The following is a 17,269-nucleotide window of genomic DNA, read 5'->3' on the forward strand; positions in this document are numbered from 1 at the left end:
AAAGGTAAAACAATGCGTAAACTTACTGTTATTGCTGCCGCTATCAGCGTAGCGCTATTGGGTGGCTGTCAACAAACTGCTGAGCAGCCAGCGCCTCAAAAACAAGTTCAACAAGTGACTCAAAGCGAAGTTGAAAAAGCGAATGCTTTTTTTGAAGAAGTATTTATGCGTAATGTCATGCGCAGTCCGGTCTATCAAACCTACATGGGCATCAAACAAGATTACGATAAATGGGATGATGAAAGCGAAGAGCGTCAACTTGAAGACCTAGAGCTTGCAAAACAAGATTTAGCAACGCTAAAAAGCATTGATCGCAGCAAGCTAGATGCGTCAACTCAAGTAAGTTACGACTTAATGCAGCAAAACTTAGAAGATGAAATCGCTGACTTTAAATGGCGTTATCACGACTACCCTGTTAACCAAATGTATGGTACTCACTCAACCGTACCCGCTTTCTTAATCAATCAACACCAGATCACTGACCAAAAGGATGCATTGGCATACATTTCACGTCTAAATGGCGTTACTAAGGTATTTGATCAGTTAATTGAAGGTTTAGAGGTTCGTGCTAAAAAGGGTATCATTGCCCCTAAATTTGTCTTCCCTCACGTCATCGAGTCTAGCAAAAATATTATCAAAGGCGCACCATTTGAAGCTGGTGATGATTCAACCCTACTAGCTGACTTTAAGCGCAAAGTAGACAAACTAGAGATTGATGAGGCAGAAAAAACACAGCTAATTGCACAAGCAACAGATGCTCTAAAAGTGGCTGTAAAACCTTCATATAGCAAACTTATCAATTATTTAGAGCAACTTGAAAAGCGCGCAGATGAACGTGATGGCGCTTGGAAGTTCCCAGATGGTGAAACTTTCTATAACACTATGCTGGCGCGCACCACAACCACAGATTTAACCGCTAAAGAAATTCACGAAATCGGCCTTGCTGAAGTCGCTCGTATACATGATGAAATGCGAGCAATCAAAGAGAAAGTCGGCTTTAAAGGCGATTTAAAGGCATTCATGGAGTTCATGAAAACCGACAAACAATTCTACTTACCAAATACTAATGAAGGTAAAGAATTATATTTAACTCAGGCCAAAGAGTTAATTGACAACATGAAGTCGCGTCTTGATGAACTGTTTATTGTTAAACCAAAAGCTGACATGATTGTTAAACGTGTAGAAGCATTCCGTGAAAAGGCTGCAGGTAAGGCGTTCTATCAACAACCAGCACCAGATGGCTCTCGTCCAGGTATCTACTACGCAAACCTCTATGAGATGGAGGCAATGCCAACATACCAAATGGAAGCATTGGCATATCATGAAGGGATCCCAGGACACCACATGCAAATTGCTATTGCACAAGAGCTTGAAGGTGTACCTAAGTTCCGTAAGTTTGGCGGTTACACAGCATACATTGAAGGCTGGGGTTTATATTCTGAATTAGTACCAAAAGAGATGGGACTATATGAAGACCCATACTCAGATTTCGGCCGCCTATCAATGGAACTTTGGCGAGCATGTCGTTTGGTTGTTGACACCGGCATCCATGCGATGAAATGGACTCGCCAAGAAGGTATTGATTACTACGTAAACAACACCCCTAATGCGACTTCGGATGGCGTTAAAATGGTTGAGCGTCATATCGTAATGCCTTCACAGGCAACAGCCTACAAAGTCGGTATGCTGAAAATTCTTGAGCTTAGAGACAGTGCTAAACAAGAACTAGGTGATAAGTTTGATATTCGCCAGTTCCACGATGTAATACTGAAAAATGGCCCTGTGCCATTAAACGTACTAGAGCGTTTTGTAGCCGATTGGGTTGCAAGCAAGAAAGCGTAATTAGCATTTTTTACATTTTAAAAGGCTGCTTAGGCAGCCTTTTTATTTTACTACTCAGAGGAGTGCTCGTTACGCCTTCCTTTTTTAACAGCTTGAGTCATCCGATATTGAGTATTTGATAAAACAATGTGTACACATGCTCCTCCATGAGCCGGGCTTTGAATTTTAAACTCACCTTTGAGTTTGTCTGTCACAAGATGATAAATTGCGCTCAAACCCAGCCCCAGTTTACCAAAATGCCCTTCAGTCTCTATGTTAGACCCAGAAAAAATAGCTAACAGCTCACTGTCTATTCCCGCACCATCATCTTTGAAATATAAATGCACAAAGTCATTCACAACCATAGCTGAAACCACAATGTTTAAAGGCTTTCCCTCTTGCTTTGCATGCTTTACACAATTGCCAATACAATGGTGGTAAATTTGTTCAAATACAGCCGGATAACTTTTCAACTGCAAAGAACTGGGGATCTCAAAGCTAACATAGCATTGATGGGCCGTTAGTTCAGGTTCATGACGAGCGAAAATATCTTCGATTAATTGCTTAAGATTAAACTCCCTTTCTACATCAAACTGGTGATAATTGGCTAGTTGGTTAAAGTCATCTATCACCGCATAAGTATGTGCAAGTTCTCTATCCAATTGAGAAAGGATCTGCTGTAACTTCGCCAACAGTTGAGTTACCTGCTCTTCGCTTAAATCTCCACCTGATAGTTTGTTACTAAGAGTCGTTAATCGCCGATGATGTGTTGCTGCATGTTGTACTGACATTTGTAAAGACTGTGAGAAGCCTTGTACCATACTCCCCAACGTCGCTACTTGCGCCTCTTCTACAAATTGCCCGTGAGCCTGCTCTAACCTAGAGGCCAGAATATTAACTGTTTTTAATAGATCTCCTAATGGGGCTTCAGCAGCTATTTTGCCGACATGGTGAGACGGTAGAGTGTAAGCCTGATGGTACTTAGCGTCATTTAGCACCTGCTCGGTAAGTAAAATGCCATGATGCAGCTTACTATAAAGGTAATATAAGCCAGCTCCCCACATCAAAGTTGCTAGACTTAATATCAACAGCAACCAACTATCCAACCACACATGTTTACTATGCTGTTCAGATAACTTACTGACATATTGAGAAAAAAACTCATCTAACTGGCGACTCACCGTGCTTAGATTCTGCTTAAGTAGATCATTAGCGCTAAACGAACTACTTAGAATAGCTTTAAGTGCATCCGAAACAGTGTGATGTTGAATATTAAGCTGTGTAGTGAGGCGATTAGATAGCTCAGAACCTAATTGTTCAGGTACTTCATCAATTCTTTGTTTTAGTTGATTGATAGCATTGTTATATTCTGAAAACTTTGTAGGGTCAATAAACACTTGCGCATATGTCTGTTGCACCTGATTGTATGCACTGCGTAGCAAGCTTTGTTGCTGCGCTACGTTTGCCATCTGAAACACAGTTGTCCCAAGCAAACTAATAACTGTAATGCTAAACACGATACCAATAGCTAGTACAGATCGATAGATCAGCTTCTCGCGGATAAGTTGCACAAATTTAATCTCTATTTAGACGTTTTACATAAGCTTAGTAAATATTAGGTTTATCACCAATCAGCGGCTTGCTCTGCTAAGCTTAGTGAACGTGCTGTAGGTATCATTGGGTTTTATGGCGTTGAGCAAAAAAGGCAGTAGCTACCAAGTAGATCACCATCGTAGAGCGTTTACACACAAAGCGGCCTGTATCGTTGCAGGTTGTGCAGTGCCCTACGGTTTACTGGCAAATGAGATGTGCCAGTCAGAGACTCTCAAAGAACTAGAAAAGTGTCGCCAAGCCAGCATTAATATGGTGTTTGCTTCTCCTTATGACACGCAGCAGTGGCGTTCATCTCCACATATGCATCAGCAGTTGAAAAAGAATATCGAGTACTTCAGCGAAGGCAAAATATATTTAAACACTTTCCACAAAGGAACACTTGGTGTAGGGACGGAGTTAGCGGTACATACAGCTCGTGGCGCAATCCAAGCAGCGTTAATTTCAGTTTCCAACCTCACGCCTATTTTACCGGCGCTCGATATACTTAACATTCCATTTTGGTGCGCAGGACAACAGCAATACCTCAATCTAATTGCATCAAAAACATGGCAAGACCATGTCCTTCATAAAATACATAAACAAGGTAAGCTCAATATATTAATGCACTATTTGCCCGGCGCACGAACAGTCACTTCCACCAAGCGATATGGTGCAACCATAAAAACGCCCACCGATATGCAAGACATCGTATTTCGTATTCCTGCCAGCAAAGTACTCAATCAATTTTATGATTTATGTGGCACTCGCGCGGTACAAGTCCCTTGGAAAAAGGTAGCAACACTGGCTGAAGGTGGTCGTATAGAGGCATTAGACCCATCCATCGTTGGGTTGTTTAATGGCCCTAATAATCTGAGGCAGCACTTAGGAGTCGTTTCAAAAATAAATAGTGTACAAGATGGCTGGCTATTGGTTGTTAACCAGCCGTGGTTCAACGCACTTCCTTTAAATCTCAAGCATGCATTGCGCGATGCTGCAAATAAAACCTTTAAAGAGCATTTAGAACTGCAACCTAGCATTGCACAATACTGTGAGCATAGCTTGAAAAAATTAGGCACTGATATCTATGAGCCCAATAAAGAGGAGCTTAAACAGTGGTATGAACTCGCAGGCCCACAACAACCGCAGTGGCTTCCTTTCAAACGCGCACTGCTTGGTAGTGAGCAATTGTTTAAGCAATTTTTTGAAGCTGCTCAAGAATAATAAGAGCGATAGCCCTTATTATGCTCTTTTACTTAGCGTGCCTCTTATTTCCACCAACTTTAGGTTTGGTATTAGCTTTTTTAAACTGACCAAAACCAGTATGTCTGGTCAATGCTGCGCGACCACGTGTAGCTTTAGTTCGCTCTGTGCGTCCCTCATCAGGAACTAAGCAATTCGGACCTTTACCAATCAAGTTTGCCTTACCCATAGCGCGTAAAGCTTCACGGATCATTGGCCAGCCCGACGGGTCGTGATAACGTAAAATGGCTTTATGAAGACGTCGCTGGCGTGCTCCTTTAGGCACTGACACCTGCTCAGTGTTATTCTTGATGTTTCGCAACGAATTCATTTGCGTATGGTAAATAGTGGTTGCATTGGCCATAGGTGAAGGGTAAAAGTTCTGCACTTGATCTAGCTTAAAATCATTGGCTTTTAACCACAGCGCCATATTCACCATATCTTCGTCTGTCGTACCAGGGTGTGCCGAAATAAAATAGGGTATTAGATATTGCTTCTTACCAGCTTGCTTTGAATATTTATCAAAGAGTTCTTTAAATTTATCATAGGCTCCCATACCCGGCTTCATCATTTTAGATAGTGGTCCCTCTTCGGTATGCTCTGGAGCAATCTTTAGATAGCCACCAACATGATGCGTCACAAGCTCTTTTACATAGCGCGGGTCTTCAATCGCCAAATCATAACGCACCCCAGATGCTATCAAGATTTTCTTAATACCTTTGACCTCACGAGCCTTACGATATAACTCTATTGTGGGCGTATGATCTGTATCCATATGCTTACATATATCAGGGTATACGCAAGACAAGCGACGGCATGTACTTTCAGCTTTTTTGCTCTTACAGCGTAACTTATACATATTTGCCGTCGGACCACCTAAGTCTGAGATAACCCCTGTGAAGCCTGGTACTTTATCTCTGATCTGTTCAATTTCATCAATGATGGATTGCTCAGATCGACTTTGGATTATCCTGCCTTCATGTTCAGTAATTGAGCAAAAACTACAACCACCAAAACAGCCTCGCATGATATTCACCGACGTTTTAATCATCTCATAAGCAGGAATTTTCGCATCTCCATAACTTGGATGCGGAACACGTTGATACGGCAAACCAAACACAGAATCCATTTCATCTGTTTCCAAAGGGAATGCCGGAGGATTCACCCATACCGAACGATCTCCATGGCGTTGAAACAGCGCTCTGGCACACCCCGGATTGGTTTCTTGATGCAAAATTCGTGAAGCATGTGCATATAGAGGTTTATTAACACTCACTTGCTCATAGGCTGGTAACTTTACGTAGACCTTTTCCCAAGGCTTCAAACGTGGTGGCTGTACCGTGATCGGTTTTGCAGCCTCCGCTGATAAGTCAATTCCAGCTTTAGCAAACTCAGATTTACTACAACCCACATCATCTGCACCATAAGGATTGGGAATGGGATCAATTTTACCCACTTTGTCTATCGCTGTTGAATCACTCCCTCGCCATTCAGGTAGCGGAGTTTTACGGATCACAGCAGTGCCACGGACGTCTTGAATATCTTCTATTTTGTCACCCTTGGCGATTCGATGCGCCACTTCCACCAGCGGACGTTCGGCATTGCCATAAATCAATATGTCAGCTTTAGCATCGAAAATAATGCTTCGACGAACTTTTTCCTGCCAATAATCATAATGAGCGATACGTCTGAGGCTTGCTTCAATACCCCCTATTACCAACGGCACGTCTTTATATGCTTCTCGACACCTTTGACTGTATACTACAACCGCGCGGTCAGGACGCTTTCCACCAACATTTCCTGGCGTGTAAGCATCATCATGTCGCATACGCTTTTCAGCGGTATAACGGTTGATCATTGAGTCCATGTTACCCGCGGTCACGCCATAGAACAGATTAGGCTTTCCAAGACTCATGAAGGCTTCTTTACTAGACCAGTCAGGCTGAGCAATGATACCGACCCTAAACCCTTGTGCTTCAAGTACCCGTCCAATGACAGCCATACCAAAGCTTGGGTGATCAACGTAAGCATCTCCAGTCACTAATACAATATCGCAGCTATCCCAGCCTAATTGATCCATTTCTTCACGGGTGGTAGGTAAAAAAGGAGCCGTGCCATAACATTCTGCCCAATATTTAGGGTAAGAAAACAACGGACGTTCAGCTTTGAGTGCGCTCATAGTGACAGCCTAGAGGATAAAAAGAGGCGAATTATAGCCTAAATGCCTACAACCACAAACCATAGATTGTCCGCTACCAATTCAGACAAAACTAGGAGCTATGGTTGTATGGAGCATTTAGTCTTCAACCTTAGGTTTGTAGCTTTTTACAAATGCCATTAACTCATTGCTCGGCATAGGTTTAGCGTACATAAACCCTTGTACTTCATCGCAACCCATTTTTTTCAATAGGTTACTTTGCGCTTGAGTTTCAACACCTTCAGCAATCGTTTTTCGACCAAGATGGCGGCCCAAAGATATCACCAACTCAGCAATCGCTCCACTATCGTTATCAGGAATATCTTTAATAAAAGCTCTGTCGATCTTTAAGCGAGAAAAAGGCAACTTTTGCAAGTAGCTCAGGGAAGAAAAGCCAGTACCAAAGTCATCAATGGCAACTTCAACCCCTAGCTCTTGTAGTTCGGTCAGCGTTTCTACTACCTCACCGACTTCGTCCATTACGACGCTTTCAGTCACTTCCAGTTCAATAAAACGGGGCTCAACATTATATTCTAAAAGCGTTTCTTTAATTGTTTGAGCATAGTTAGGAACCTTAAATTGAGGCACTGACACATTTACTGCAATACTGATTGGTTTCCCCATGGCCTCAAACTTTTTTTGTTGCTCACAGGCCTGCTCTAGTACCCATTGACCAATATCTACAATGAGTCCCGCATTTTCCGCAAGAGGCACAAAAATCTCAGGGGAAATATATCGGCCATTGTCTGATGGCCAGCGTAATAATGCTTCACAACCCGTTATTTCTAACGTTTTAAAACATAATTGAGGCTGATACCACACCTCTAGCTTTCGCTGCTCAAAATCTTGTCTTAGCTGGCGAATTAAACCTAACTTCCAAGCCATCTTTTCTTCGAGATCGGGAGTATACCAACCAAGGACTTGATTTCCTTGCTTCGCCTGATTAAGTGCGATGTAGGCTAACTTTAAAGTCTCTAACCCATTACAAGCAAAGTCATCCTGCTCACACACCCCAACTCTAAAGTGGATTGATAAGACATGCTCATTCACTTGATAAGGCGTCAGTAAACTATCAACAAACATGCGCTCATCAAAACCTAATCTGGGTAATAACATTGCAAAAACGTCAGCACCGATCCGCGCAAGCAGTTCAACTTGAGGAAACTCTTGTTCAAGACGGGTCATGACAGCTAACAACAGTTGATTACCAACCTCTTGACCTAAGCCATTGTTAATATCAGAAAATTGGGCAATATCGATTAAAATCAGTAATAAATTACTGTCTTGGTTTTTATAGTACTGGGCGATTTTGTCAGTAAAGCAAGCTCTATTGGGCAACTTAGTGAGAGGATCCTTATAAGCCACATCACGTAGCTCGTTAAACAGCTTTATATTATCTAACCCGATGCTGACATTGGCTAAAAATATTTCCATCGATTGTAATTGGGATTCTGTCGGCTGAACATCCAACTCCAGATAAATCGCCGCACTTCGATTTTTTCCCTTTAGTAAAACAGTGATATCATGTTCTGTTTGCTGATGCTCACCGCTATCAAAACAGTTTTGTACCTGCATGATGACTCGGCCATTATCCAACTGCTCAAGACCTTGACCAAAAGACTCTTGAAAATGAGTAGTCCCACCTAATACAACAATCCGCCTGTCATTCCCTAGTTGTCCACTGACAATTCCGTATGGTTCACTTCCTAAAATTTTTGCTAACTGTGTCACCACAGCAAGACTAAAGGTGCGAATATCATTGTGGCCCAAAATACCTTTGATAGCATCGAGGATTGATGCTAACGCCAAGCTTTGTGCTTCTAATTCACAGATTTGACGGTATGAACGCACAGCGGTCATCATAGAAGTTACCAGCTTACTGCGCGTTAGCTCCGTCTTCATCTTGTAATCGTTAATATCGTAGTCGCGGATCACCTGCTCTTCTGGAGCATGCCCCGGCTGACCAGTACGTAAAATAATGCGCACATTTTCATTTTTTAGTTCATCTCGCACACGTTTTACGACTGTCAGACCTGCATCATCAGTTTCCATCACCACATCCAACAACATCACACATATTTCTGGATTATGAATTAGCGTTTCAATAGCCTCTTTTCCACTGTACGCATGGTGAAAACGCAGTGTACGGCCCCAAAACTCTACGCCTGACAATGCCAATGTTGTAACAGAATGAATTTCAGGATCATCATCTACAACAAGGATATCCCACGCGGCTCCACTGACCTCGACTTCTTGTGTGTCATCATCATGATCTAAAAACAAAAAATCATCTTGCTCAGACGCCATTTTTTATCCTTCAATTCACTACTTCGCTTTAATTTGTTTCAAGCTTAAGTTTACTAACCCATTTACCATCATACGAATTGTGGTACATTTTTACTATCAGGTATAACTTTTATATGTACATGAAATATTATAGACGATGTTCAACTACTTGCGTGTTGGATATTGGCAACCGTGTTGCTGGAGATAGCTATCAAAATTCTTATCAGTTTGATTAAGGTATTGTTACTCACCTGCATATTGTTTGTGCTGGTAGGGCTGCTTTTGCCTCATAAGTATCATTTAAAGCAACAAAAGACCTTTCTAACTAAGGATATACAGCAGCTTTCTCCCTTATTTGATTTACACGCTTGGTCACAACTTATGCTGTGGAACCGAATGACAGGCACCACTGATATCCTCATATCTTCCCCAAGCACGGGCGTTGGTGCACACGCAACGATTCAACATCAATTCGGCAATGTAGAAATTACAATTACCAAAAAAAAAGCTCAGGCCATACACTTTTCACTGTTGATTAATGACGAGCATACCGCTGCAGGACAGCTAACTCTTACTCCTCTTAATGACTCAATCACCGTGCATTGGCAGGTATCGGGTGTCATCCATTCCACCATATTTGGCGGCTATATCGCACTTTATATGGAATATTATGTGCAACAGCTGATGATCTCAGCGTTCAATAACCTACAAACAGAACTTAAATTGCGAGCCTCTATATGACTGTAAAAAATGCCCAAGCCAAAGCGAGCTTAGCCTCCTTAATTGAGGAGAAACTCGGATTTACGATGATTAAAAGTCGTGATTTTGGTGCAAGAAGTGCCTCTGATAACAGCTACAGCGCACAAGGAACCATGCCGATCAGCTATTCTGTGCGCAGTGATGACAGCATTTTAAAAAGGGCTTTAAAGCGCCAGCAACTTAACAAAATTCAGCGCCAGCACAATATCGAGCAAATAACGGCTATAGCGCTGAGTGTATGCCCAGATGTTACCAGCCAAGGGCGCCCGGACCCTGACTGGCTAGAACATTTCATTGTACTTGCTGAGGATATTGCCAATCAAAACATGCAAAAGTTGTGGGCTAAAATCTTAGTTGGTGAAACCGTCTCTCCCGGCACCTTTTCTATCAAAAGTTTGCAAACATTAAAGCAAATGACACAAAGAGAAGCCTCTGCCTTACAAAAGTGTGCAGCACTGTGCGGCTATCTTGAAAAAGAGGACAGCTACCTAATTTTACTAGGGTATTATAAAAAGCCTTCATTTTTCGACTTGCTGAGAAAAGGTAATAAGGAATCCATCAACCTCGGTAATGCAGGCCTCAGCTTTCCTAATATATTAACCTTAATGGACATTAACTTGTTGTATCGTAAAGAAATCGAATCAGCTAGTTTGAAACAAGGCCAACCGATACAATTTTCTTTTCACAGTAAAAAACTCACCTTAACACCAAAAAGCAATGAGTTGGTGCTCAGCTATTACAAATTAACGCAAACTGGAGATGAATTAAAAAAGTTGGTCAGTTCACCTATCAACAAAAAATATAAGCATCTTTTGGAGCAAGCTTTAATGGAGGAATTTGAATGTCAATGGAGTTGATAAAGTGCCTACAAAGCAACAAGGCCCTCCTTGGAGCGCCCTGTTCGGTTAGATTTAGAAATGCACTTCAATACCCGCAAATGGCCCTGACGCATCGATATCAGTAGAAATATCATCCACATCATCTAATTCAAGTACCATTGAACGATAACCTGCACGCACCGCAACATCCACTGCTAGATTACCTATAACCTGCCATGCTACACCTACCTGATAATCTTGGATTTTGCTGTCGTCTATCGCTAATATGCTCCCCTCAGCAAACACACTAAAGCCTGTCATTGGCAATCCAAGTTCTGCACGCAAGTAACCAAGCGGTACCAAGCCAGAAAAGTCACGAGTTTCGGTTGTGGTAGCCCCCTCAGCTGTACCTGATACTTGAATGGAACCATCAAATTGTTTGAGGTTCACACCGAAATCAAATGACACTAAATCATTATCGAAAATTTCGTAATACAAAGTGTAATCGGTATGACTTAGGTCAGTGAACGTGTCCGCTGTAGTACCCACGGTAAAGTCTTTTCCACCGAATTCAAAAGTTTCCGACAACGTTGTTGAACCATTTAATTCAAGCTCGGTATAACGTAATTTTATATTCGGTACGAATGGCACTGGGTGCTCAAGCGCAGCATAATAGCTTGTGAAAGTTTTATCGTCGAAATTGAATGACTGAGCATTACCTTTTTCGGCGAAATTACCCGAATTGTCGGCCTGCCATCCTTCGGCACCTAAATATAACCCAAGTAAGGTGTCAGCTTGAGCAACTGGAGCCAAACAGGCCATCGACAATGCGGCCGCGATACAGTACTTTTTCATTTTTTATCCTTGCGCTAAGAGTTCACTGAGTTCGATAAGAGCAGCATTCGCTCTTGAAATATAGTTTGCCATTACTAACGAATGATTAGCAACTAAGCCAAATCCGCTACCATTTAAAATTATAGGGCTCCACACTGTTTCTTGAGTTGCTTCAAGCTCTCGAATAATCTGCTGTAAACTAACAACTGCATTCTTTTTTGCTAATACATCAGCAAAGTCGTGCTCAACCGCTTTTAGAAAATGCAGTAACGCCCAGCTTGCGCCACGAGACTCATAAAGCACATCGTCAATCTTCCACCAAGATGTTTTTACTTCACTGTGACTGGGCGCATACGTGGCCTGATTGGCCGCACTATCACCGGCCAAGTCGGTGTTTAGTCTATCTTGACCAACACTCGCACTGAGACGCTGACTTAAGCTCCCTAATCGCTTCTCAGCTTCTTTTAGCCAACCCCTTAAATTATCCGCACGAGCATAAAATTGGCTATCTCTTTGCGCCGGACTAGCAATTTTTGAACGGTATTCTTTTAGATAGTTGATCCCAGCCTGATACTCTCCCTCTGCACTGGGCCATGCCCAAGCTGTTGAGCTAATATTGAATTGAGGCTGTGCCAACTTTAGTTCTGGATGCTCTGTCGATTGAGATTGAGAACGGCTAAAATCTTTACGCATGGACAATGCTAAATCACGTACCATCTCTAAAGCGCCATATTCCCAAGCTGGCATATTATCCATAAAAACACTCGGCGGTAACATGTCATTAGACAAGTAGCCCCCAGGCTTTTGTAGTAAGGTTTCACTGACGCTTATTAGCGTATTTGTGGTGACATATCCTGTCACCAACTTTTCATTGTTACTCTGAGCTTGCTGTTTCGCTCGCTCTACTACATCAAATTTCGCAGGTTCGATGCTCCAGTAAACCGCCAACAAATAACCCAGTAAGAGTAAGGCACTGAGCGCACCAATAAACTTTCCTATATTTTGTTGCATAACTGTTCCTAATGATGTTTATGTTCTGAATGGTTCTCACCTTGCTTGTCCATTTCGTCATGCAAGGATATCACCGTAATAGGGCTTTCTAGCTGCTCACCGTTGGCAAAGTATAACGTCAAAGTAAGTCTTTCACCTTTTACTAGAGTGCCGTTTGGCTCAAACGCCATTAAATGGTATCCACCGGGTTGAAAATTGATTGTTTGATGAGGTGATACCGCTAGTTCGTTTAGCTTTTGCATACGCATCATTCCATCACTATGGATGTGCTCGTGAATCTCAACACGCCCTAAGTTCGATATGGTTGCCTTTTGTAGTATCCGTGTTTGCTCTGAATGATTCATTAACGAAAAGTAGGCAGCAGTTGCAGTAGCCGCGGGAAGAAATTGTCTTATCTTGGCTTGCTGAACCATGAGCTTGGAAGAGCTCGACTGCTCAGCCATTGCCTGAACTGGTGCAAAACTCAACACCGTACAGGTAAATACAACAAGATATTTAACAAACATGAACATTCCTTTAAAATAGCAATAACTGCCTAAATCATAACATGAAATAGGCAGTTACGCGCCATTAGCTCAATGATTAATGTACTAATGACTTGACACTGGTTCATACACCAACCATCCGACCCCTACGAGTAATAAAAGGGGAATTGCAATCAAGATAGAGTTAAAGAGCAGCGCCAAAACTAGCCCTATGAGCACCACTAAAAAGGCACCAATTAACCCCATTCCCAGTAACGCAATTACAGCTATAAAGGCGATTGTTCCAATCAACACCGCGAACAACTCCATCCCCACCCAGCTTAAATCCATGAAAAAGTCAGGAATACTTAACCAGGCAAATGGTGAACTTAACCACGATAAGACAGAACAAAGCAGCAATGCAATCAGTACTAAAAATACGGTTTTCATTTTATGTCACCTTATGCTTTCGTTGGTAACACAACACTGGCAATCGCGTAAGCAAGCACAGTCACCACCGGAAACTTCAAAAATAGTAATACTGTTAGTAGCCTAGTAAGCCAAGTAGGCATATCAAACCGCTGCGCAACACCTGCACACACGCCAGCAATTTTTTTATGGCCTAGCAAGCGAAAACAACGGTCTTTCTCACTGTAGTATTTCATAGCAAACTCCTTAGGCACCAACCGGTGCTGTGTTACTGTGCACTTGCAGTTTCAACTGCGCCAATGCCGCATTAACTTTTTCATCTCGTTCAAACTGTGCAAATTGCGCAGTCGTTGAGGGTTGACCTAAGTCATAACTATCTACCTGCGCCTCTATGCGCTCAACCTTGCTTTGCAACTGCTCAAAACGATTGATAACATTAGCCACCTCATCGCAATGCAGAGTTTGCCGTACTTTCAATCTGGCCGTGCATGATCGTTGTGTTCGCTCAAGCTGTAATTGCTTAGCCTTTAATGACTGAATTTTACTTGCTAACTTATCCGCATCATCTTTCAATTTGATTAACGTTTCGTCAAGAGTTCCCTGCTGCTCCGATAATTTGTACAGACTTTCTTCCAACTGTTGCTTTTCACTTATCGCAGCTTTGGCCAAGTCTTCTCTGCCTTTGCTCAAAGCATGTTCAGCCTTTTGTTGCCATGTTTCAATTTGCTTTTCATATTGAGCATAGCGCCTGTGAAGTGCTTTTTGCTCGCACATAATTTGAGCAGCAGTAGCGCGGCAATCACTCAAAGCGTCATTTAGCTCGCTCAACAATTGTGCGGCGAGTTTTTTAGGATCTTCAGCTTTATCTAAGAATGCATTTACTTCAGATTTTATTAAGTCTTCAATTCTGTTAATTAAGGCCATATTCTGCTCCTTTGCATCGGCGTTAGGTTGTCCTAACAGTCCAATCTTTGTGCCAAGGTTTAAAACAGCTTAATTTACAATCAGTTATAAAACTTAAGGTACATTCGAAGGGAAAGAATAGAAGTGGATTTTCGCTGAATACGCTAAAAAGTAGCGATTTACACCACATCAACAGTTATTGCTCATCACAAAGTTAAGCGTGGTTCATTTTACATGACTCAAAATTCACACAATGAATAGTTAGTAATAGCAGTTTATAACAATAGAAGGCTTTTGGATTTTAATTGGGTAGGTAATAAATCTATTAACCTTAAACTATGAAGAAAATAAAAAGCGCCAAACTTTACGCCTGACGCTTTTAAAAAGTATATATAAATTAACAACTCAACATATAATCTTATAACTCTAATGTCTAACTTGGTTAATTTACAAGTTCATGACAACCACTTGCACAGTCTGTGCATGCGTATGGATTATTAGCCATACCACCAGCTACATTTGGAGTTAGGTTGTTTGGCAAGTTACGTTTGCTATCTGATAAATTTACTAATTTCTTTTTATTTAACTTGATTTTATTTTTCATATTACAGCTCCTTATTTTTATTTAAAGCGATTAGACATTATCAGAAAAAACAAAGAATATAATCTGTAACTAATAGCAGTTGACAGAATAAATAAAATGAAAATAAAAAATTAGTTCGGATTAAAAAATAACGTTTTAAAAATATATACAGAATGAATTCAGCCGTAACCTAGCTCTGCAAGTTAGGGGCTGACTATATGATTTTAGATATGTGAAAATTGGTGAGCGAAAAAGCAAAACGCCCTTCCGCTCAATTTCCTGTGAGGCAGATAAAGGTGTTGTTTGGCAACGCAAGTATTTTACTGTTCAGGAACAAAGCTCAACGCCTTTTCCATCACACTTATATCAGCCTCTTTTTTATGTCCATTCTCAGACAGCTGACGGCGGAAGCCTCTAGCTCCCGGCTGCCCTTGGAATATACCTAGCATATGGCGAGCAATGTGCCAAAAGTTAGCTCCTGATGACATTTGCTGCTCAAAATAGTCATACATGCTACGTACAACCTGATGGCGTGTTTGAGTGAATGCCTTGTCGCCATAAATAAGTTCATCTACCTGCGACAACATAAATGGGTTACTGTATGCCTCTCGCCCAACCATCACACCATCAATATGCTGTAAGTGATGCAAACTATCACCCAAGGTTTTGACGCCGCCATTAATACTGATGTGTAGCGATGGATAGTCTTTTTTTAACTGATAGACACGTGGATAATCAAGTGGCGGGATCTCTCGGTTTTCTTTTGGACTTAGACCTTGCAACCAAGCTTTCCGGGCGTGAATAATGAAGTCATCACACCCCACTTTCGCCGAAGCTTCAATAAGAGCGGTTAAAAACTCATATGAATCCTGTTCATCAATCCCGATACGTGTTTTAACGGTAACCGGAATATCCACTTGCGCTTTCATAGCCGCAACACAATCAGCAACGAGTTGAGGTTCAGCCATAAGACACGCGCCAAAGCGACCATTTTGAACTCTATCCGACGGACAGCCAACATTAAGATTAATTTCGCTGTAACCATGCTCTGCCGCTCGTTTGGCACACTCAGCTAAAGCGCTAGGATCAGAACCGCCCAATTGCAATGCAACCGGCATCTCATGACCACCAAAGCTTAGATAATCACCTTTACCAAACAAAATAGCTCCAGTTGTGATCATCTCAGTATAAAGCACCGCATGGCGTGTTAGTTTGCGATGGAATGTGCGACAGTGCTTGTCAGTCCAATCCAGCATAGGCGCAACAGAAAATCGTCTGAACGTTGAATCGCTTACCATTGAAGGGCTACCGCCTGATTTAACTGTGTTTGACATATTTAATGAACCGCCTCTAGTTACCTTGAAATACCCGAATTTCGACAAACAGTCATGCTAATCCCCACCAGCTCTATAGGACAAAGTTAATTATAGAGTGTCGGCCATGATTGGCTTTGCAATCGAAGAACGTAAATTATCTTCTGGCTATGAACGCATCAAAGCGTTGCTTGCAAGAAATCTAAGAGCGGGATTATACACAAAGCAAAACGAACCTTCAGTAAAAGATTCTCGTAGGCTTGCAAGAAAATTGTTCACTACATTATTTGAAATTATCTAACGATAACGATGAAACAGGAGAATGAACTAATGTGCTAATTAGCTCACTCTCTATGAGAATTGGGAGATTAGTAACCTAGTACCATGTCACAGCCGTGGTTATAGTAACTGGCTTCCCCTTCATAATACGCAATAATTCCTTTATCAAAAGTTTGCTTACCGATAGAGCGTACCCCATCAAACTCGTAACTTACGTCAGGGGCTTTATAAAGCTCAAACTTCTCCAGCTTGTTCATATCTGGGTCTGCCAATTGTATTTTAAATATGCCTTTTTTAATCGCATAGTTACCACGCATAATGAAACTTCGGCCCGTCATATTCGTGTAAGTTGGCGCAGCTTGACCAACCACTAGACGTTTGTTCGCTTTTACACAGATTTGATATAAGTCGTCGATGGTGTAACCATCAGTTTCTCGAAGGAACAGCACCCCCTTACTAATTACATCTTTACTGGTTGGAAATGGCTCATAATTAGAGCTATTTGAATCTCCCGCACCAAATGAATCGTCTGCACCAAATGAATCGTCTGCACCAAATGAGTCGTCTGCACCAAATGAGTCGTCTGCACCAAATGAGTCGTCTGCGCCAAATGAATCGTCTGCACCAAATGAGTCGTCTGCGCCAAATGAATCGTCTGCGCCAAATGAATCGTCTGCGCCAAATGAATCGTCTGCGCCAAATGAATCGTCTGCGCCAAATGAATCGTCTGCGCCAAATGA

General features: G+C 41.9%; 16 protein-coding genes and 1 pseudogene. 5 read left to right on the forward strand and 12 right to left on the reverse strand.

Going from position 1 to position 17,269, the window contains the following annotated elements:
- Window positions 1–12 precede the first annotated feature (12 nt).
- Complete coding sequence (locus tag BIW53_RS11030) at window positions 13–1,842, forward strand: DUF885 domain-containing protein (protein WP_070992256.1); 1,830 nt, start codon at window positions 13–15, stop codon at window positions 1,840–1,842.
- A 50-nt stretch (window positions 1,843–1,892) separates the two neighbouring features.
- On the opposite strand, the gene BIW53_RS11035 is transcribed toward BIW53_RS11030, so the two are convergent.
- Window positions 1,893–3,392 (reverse strand): sensor histidine kinase, encoded by a 1,500-nt coding sequence (locus BIW53_RS11035; protein ID WP_070991932.1) that lies wholly within the window; start codon window positions 3,390–3,392, stop codon window positions 1,893–1,895.
- A gap of 115 nt (window positions 3,393–3,507) precedes the next feature.
- Here BIW53_RS11035 and BIW53_RS11040 point away from each other — a divergent pair, with 115 nt between their 5' ends.
- A complete protein-coding gene (locus BIW53_RS11040) occupies window positions 3,508–4,635 on the forward strand; it encodes a TRAP transporter substrate-binding protein (RefSeq protein WP_084228131.1) in 1,128 nt (375 codons plus the stop codon).
- Window positions 4,636–4,663: 28 nt separating this feature from the next.
- On the opposite strand, the gene BIW53_RS11045 is transcribed toward BIW53_RS11040, so the two are convergent.
- Window positions 4,664–6,832: a YgiQ family radical SAM protein gene (locus tag BIW53_RS11045; protein WP_070991933.1), complete on the reverse strand. Its 2,169-nt coding sequence runs from the start codon at window positions 6,830–6,832 to the stop codon at window positions 4,664–4,666.
- 117 nt (window positions 6,833–6,949) lie between these two features.
- A complete protein-coding gene (locus BIW53_RS11050) occupies window positions 6,950–9,157 on the reverse strand; it encodes a bifunctional diguanylate cyclase/phosphodiesterase (protein ID WP_070991934.1) in 2,208 nt (735 codons plus the stop codon).
- Between the two features lie 375 nt (window positions 9,158–9,532).
- On the opposite strand from BIW53_RS11050, the gene BIW53_RS20690 reads away from it, so the two are divergent.
- Together BIW53_RS20690 and BIW53_RS11060 are read left to right on the forward strand one after the other, a co-directional pair.
- Complete coding sequence (locus tag BIW53_RS20690; protein ID WP_139158832.1) at window positions 9,533–9,877, forward strand: SRPBCC family protein; 345 nt, start codon at window positions 9,533–9,535, stop codon at window positions 9,875–9,877.
- Window positions 9,874–10,752: a TIGR03899 family protein gene (locus BIW53_RS11060; protein ID WP_070991936.1), complete on the forward strand. Its 879-nt coding sequence runs from the start codon at window positions 9,874–9,876 to the stop codon at window positions 10,750–10,752. Before BIW53_RS20690 ends, BIW53_RS11060 begins: the two co-directional genes overlap by 4 nt.
- 54 nt (window positions 10,753–10,806) lie before the next feature.
- Here the strand turns inward: BIW53_RS11060 and BIW53_RS11065 are convergent, their stop codons facing one another.
- The 8 genes from BIW53_RS11065 to dusA all read right to left on the reverse strand — a co-directional run bounded on the left by BIW53_RS11065 (window position 10,807) and on the right by dusA (window position 16,271).
- Window positions 10,807–11,568, reverse strand: coding sequence for a TIGR04219 family outer membrane beta-barrel protein (locus BIW53_RS11065; protein ID WP_070991937.1), 762 nt, complete (start codon window positions 11,566–11,568; stop codon window positions 10,807–10,809).
- Window positions 11,569–11,571: 3 nt separating this feature from the next.
- Window positions 11,572–12,558, reverse strand: coding sequence for a DUF2333 family protein (locus tag BIW53_RS11070; protein WP_070991938.1), 987 nt, complete (start codon window positions 12,556–12,558; stop codon window positions 11,572–11,574).
- Window positions 12,559–12,566: 8 nt separating this feature from the next.
- Entirely contained in the window at window positions 12,567–13,064 is a 498-nt protein-coding gene (locus tag BIW53_RS11075) for a copper chaperone PCu(A)C (RefSeq protein ID WP_070991939.1), read from the reverse strand.
- Between the two features lie 84 nt (window positions 13,065–13,148).
- Window positions 13,149–13,472, reverse strand: a complete 324-nt coding sequence (locus BIW53_RS11080; RefSeq protein WP_070991940.1) for a hypothetical protein — start codon at window positions 13,470–13,472, stop codon at window positions 13,149–13,151.
- An 11-nt stretch (window positions 13,473–13,483) separates the two neighbouring features.
- Window positions 13,484–13,687, reverse strand: a complete 204-nt coding sequence (locus BIW53_RS11085) for a PspC domain-containing protein (RefSeq protein WP_070991941.1) — start codon at window positions 13,685–13,687, stop codon at window positions 13,484–13,486.
- 10 nt (window positions 13,688–13,697) lie between these two features.
- Window positions 13,698–14,375, reverse strand: a complete 678-nt coding sequence (locus BIW53_RS11090) for a PspA/IM30 family protein (RefSeq protein ID WP_070991942.1) — start codon at window positions 14,373–14,375, stop codon at window positions 13,698–13,700.
- Between the two features lie 421 nt (window positions 14,376–14,796).
- Complete coding sequence (locus BIW53_RS20880; protein WP_175442122.1) at window positions 14,797–14,958, reverse strand: hypothetical protein; 162 nt, start codon at window positions 14,956–14,958, stop codon at window positions 14,797–14,799.
- A gap of 299 nt (window positions 14,959–15,257) precedes the next feature.
- Window positions 15,258–16,271, reverse strand: a complete 1,014-nt coding sequence (dusA, locus tag BIW53_RS11095; protein WP_139158833.1) for a tRNA dihydrouridine(20/20a) synthase DusA — start codon at window positions 16,269–16,271, stop codon at window positions 15,258–15,260.
- Window positions 16,272–16,377: 106 nt separating this feature from the next.
- Between dusA and BIW53_RS20885 the strand changes: the two genes are divergently transcribed.
- Window positions 16,378–16,551 (forward strand): hypothetical protein, encoded by a 174-nt coding sequence (locus BIW53_RS20885; RefSeq protein ID WP_175442123.1) that lies wholly within the window; start codon window positions 16,378–16,380, stop codon window positions 16,549–16,551.
- A 67-nt stretch (window positions 16,552–16,618) separates the two neighbouring features.
- On the opposite strand, the pseudogene BIW53_RS20890 reads toward BIW53_RS20885, so the two are convergent.
- Window positions 16,619–17,269: pseudogene (locus tag BIW53_RS20890) on the reverse strand (hypothetical protein); the annotation flags it as partial.

Source organism: Pseudoalteromonas byunsanensis (assembly GCF_001854475.1).
Classification (GTDB): Bacteria; Pseudomonadota; Gammaproteobacteria; order Enterobacterales; family Alteromonadaceae; genus Pseudoalteromonas; species Pseudoalteromonas byunsanensis.

What these genes read in the sequence shown, in the direction of transcription:
- BIW53_RS11040 (WP_084228131.1), top strand. Translation starts at nt 3,508, where the DNA reads ATGGCGTTGAGCAAAAAAGGCAGTAGCTACCAAGTAGATCACCATCGT.
- BIW53_RS11080 (WP_070991940.1), bottom strand. Translation starts at nt 13,472, where the DNA reads ATGAAAACCGTATTTTTAGTACTGATTGCATTGCTGCTTTGTTCTGTC.
- BIW53_RS20880 (WP_175442122.1), bottom strand. Translation starts at nt 14,958, where the DNA reads ATGAAAAATAAAATCAAGTTAAATAAAAAGAAATTAGTAAATTTATCA.
- BIW53_RS11045 (WP_070991933.1), bottom strand. Translation starts at nt 6,832, where the DNA reads ATGAGCGCACTCAAAGCTGAACGTCCGTTGTTTTCTTACCCTAAATAT.
- BIW53_RS11090 (WP_070991942.1), bottom strand. Translation starts at nt 14,375, where the DNA reads ATGGCCTTAATTAACAGAATTGAAGACTTAATAAAATCTGAAGTAAAT.
- BIW53_RS11075 (WP_070991939.1), bottom strand. Translation starts at nt 13,064, where the DNA reads ATGTTTGTTAAATATCTTGTTGTATTTACCTGTACGGTGTTGAGTTTT.
- BIW53_RS11030 (WP_070992256.1), top strand. Translation starts at nt 13, where the DNA reads ATGCGTAAACTTACTGTTATTGCTGCCGCTATCAGCGTAGCGCTATTG.
- BIW53_RS20885 (WP_175442123.1), top strand. Translation starts at nt 16,378, where the DNA reads ATGATTGGCTTTGCAATCGAAGAACGTAAATTATCTTCTGGCTATGAA.
- BIW53_RS11070 (WP_070991938.1), bottom strand. Translation starts at nt 12,558, where the DNA reads ATGCAACAAAATATAGGAAAGTTTATTGGTGCGCTCAGTGCCTTACTC.
- BIW53_RS11085 (WP_070991941.1), bottom strand. Translation starts at nt 13,687, where the DNA reads ATGAAATACTACAGTGAGAAAGACCGTTGTTTTCGCTTGCTAGGCCAT.
- BIW53_RS11050 (WP_070991934.1), bottom strand. Translation starts at nt 9,157, where the DNA reads ATGGCGTCTGAGCAAGATGATTTTTTGTTTTTAGATCATGATGATGAC.
- dusA (WP_139158833.1), bottom strand. Translation starts at nt 16,271, where the DNA reads ATGTCAAACACAGTTAAATCAGGCGGTAGCCCTTCAATGGTAAGCGAT.
- BIW53_RS20690 (WP_139158832.1), top strand. Translation starts at nt 9,533, where the DNA reads ATGACAGGCACCACTGATATCCTCATATCTTCCCCAAGCACGGGCGTT.
- BIW53_RS11060 (WP_070991936.1), top strand. Translation starts at nt 9,874, where the DNA reads ATGACTGTAAAAAATGCCCAAGCCAAAGCGAGCTTAGCCTCCTTAATT.
- BIW53_RS11065 (WP_070991937.1), bottom strand. Translation starts at nt 11,568, where the DNA reads ATGAAAAAGTACTGTATCGCGGCCGCATTGTCGATGGCCTGTTTGGCT.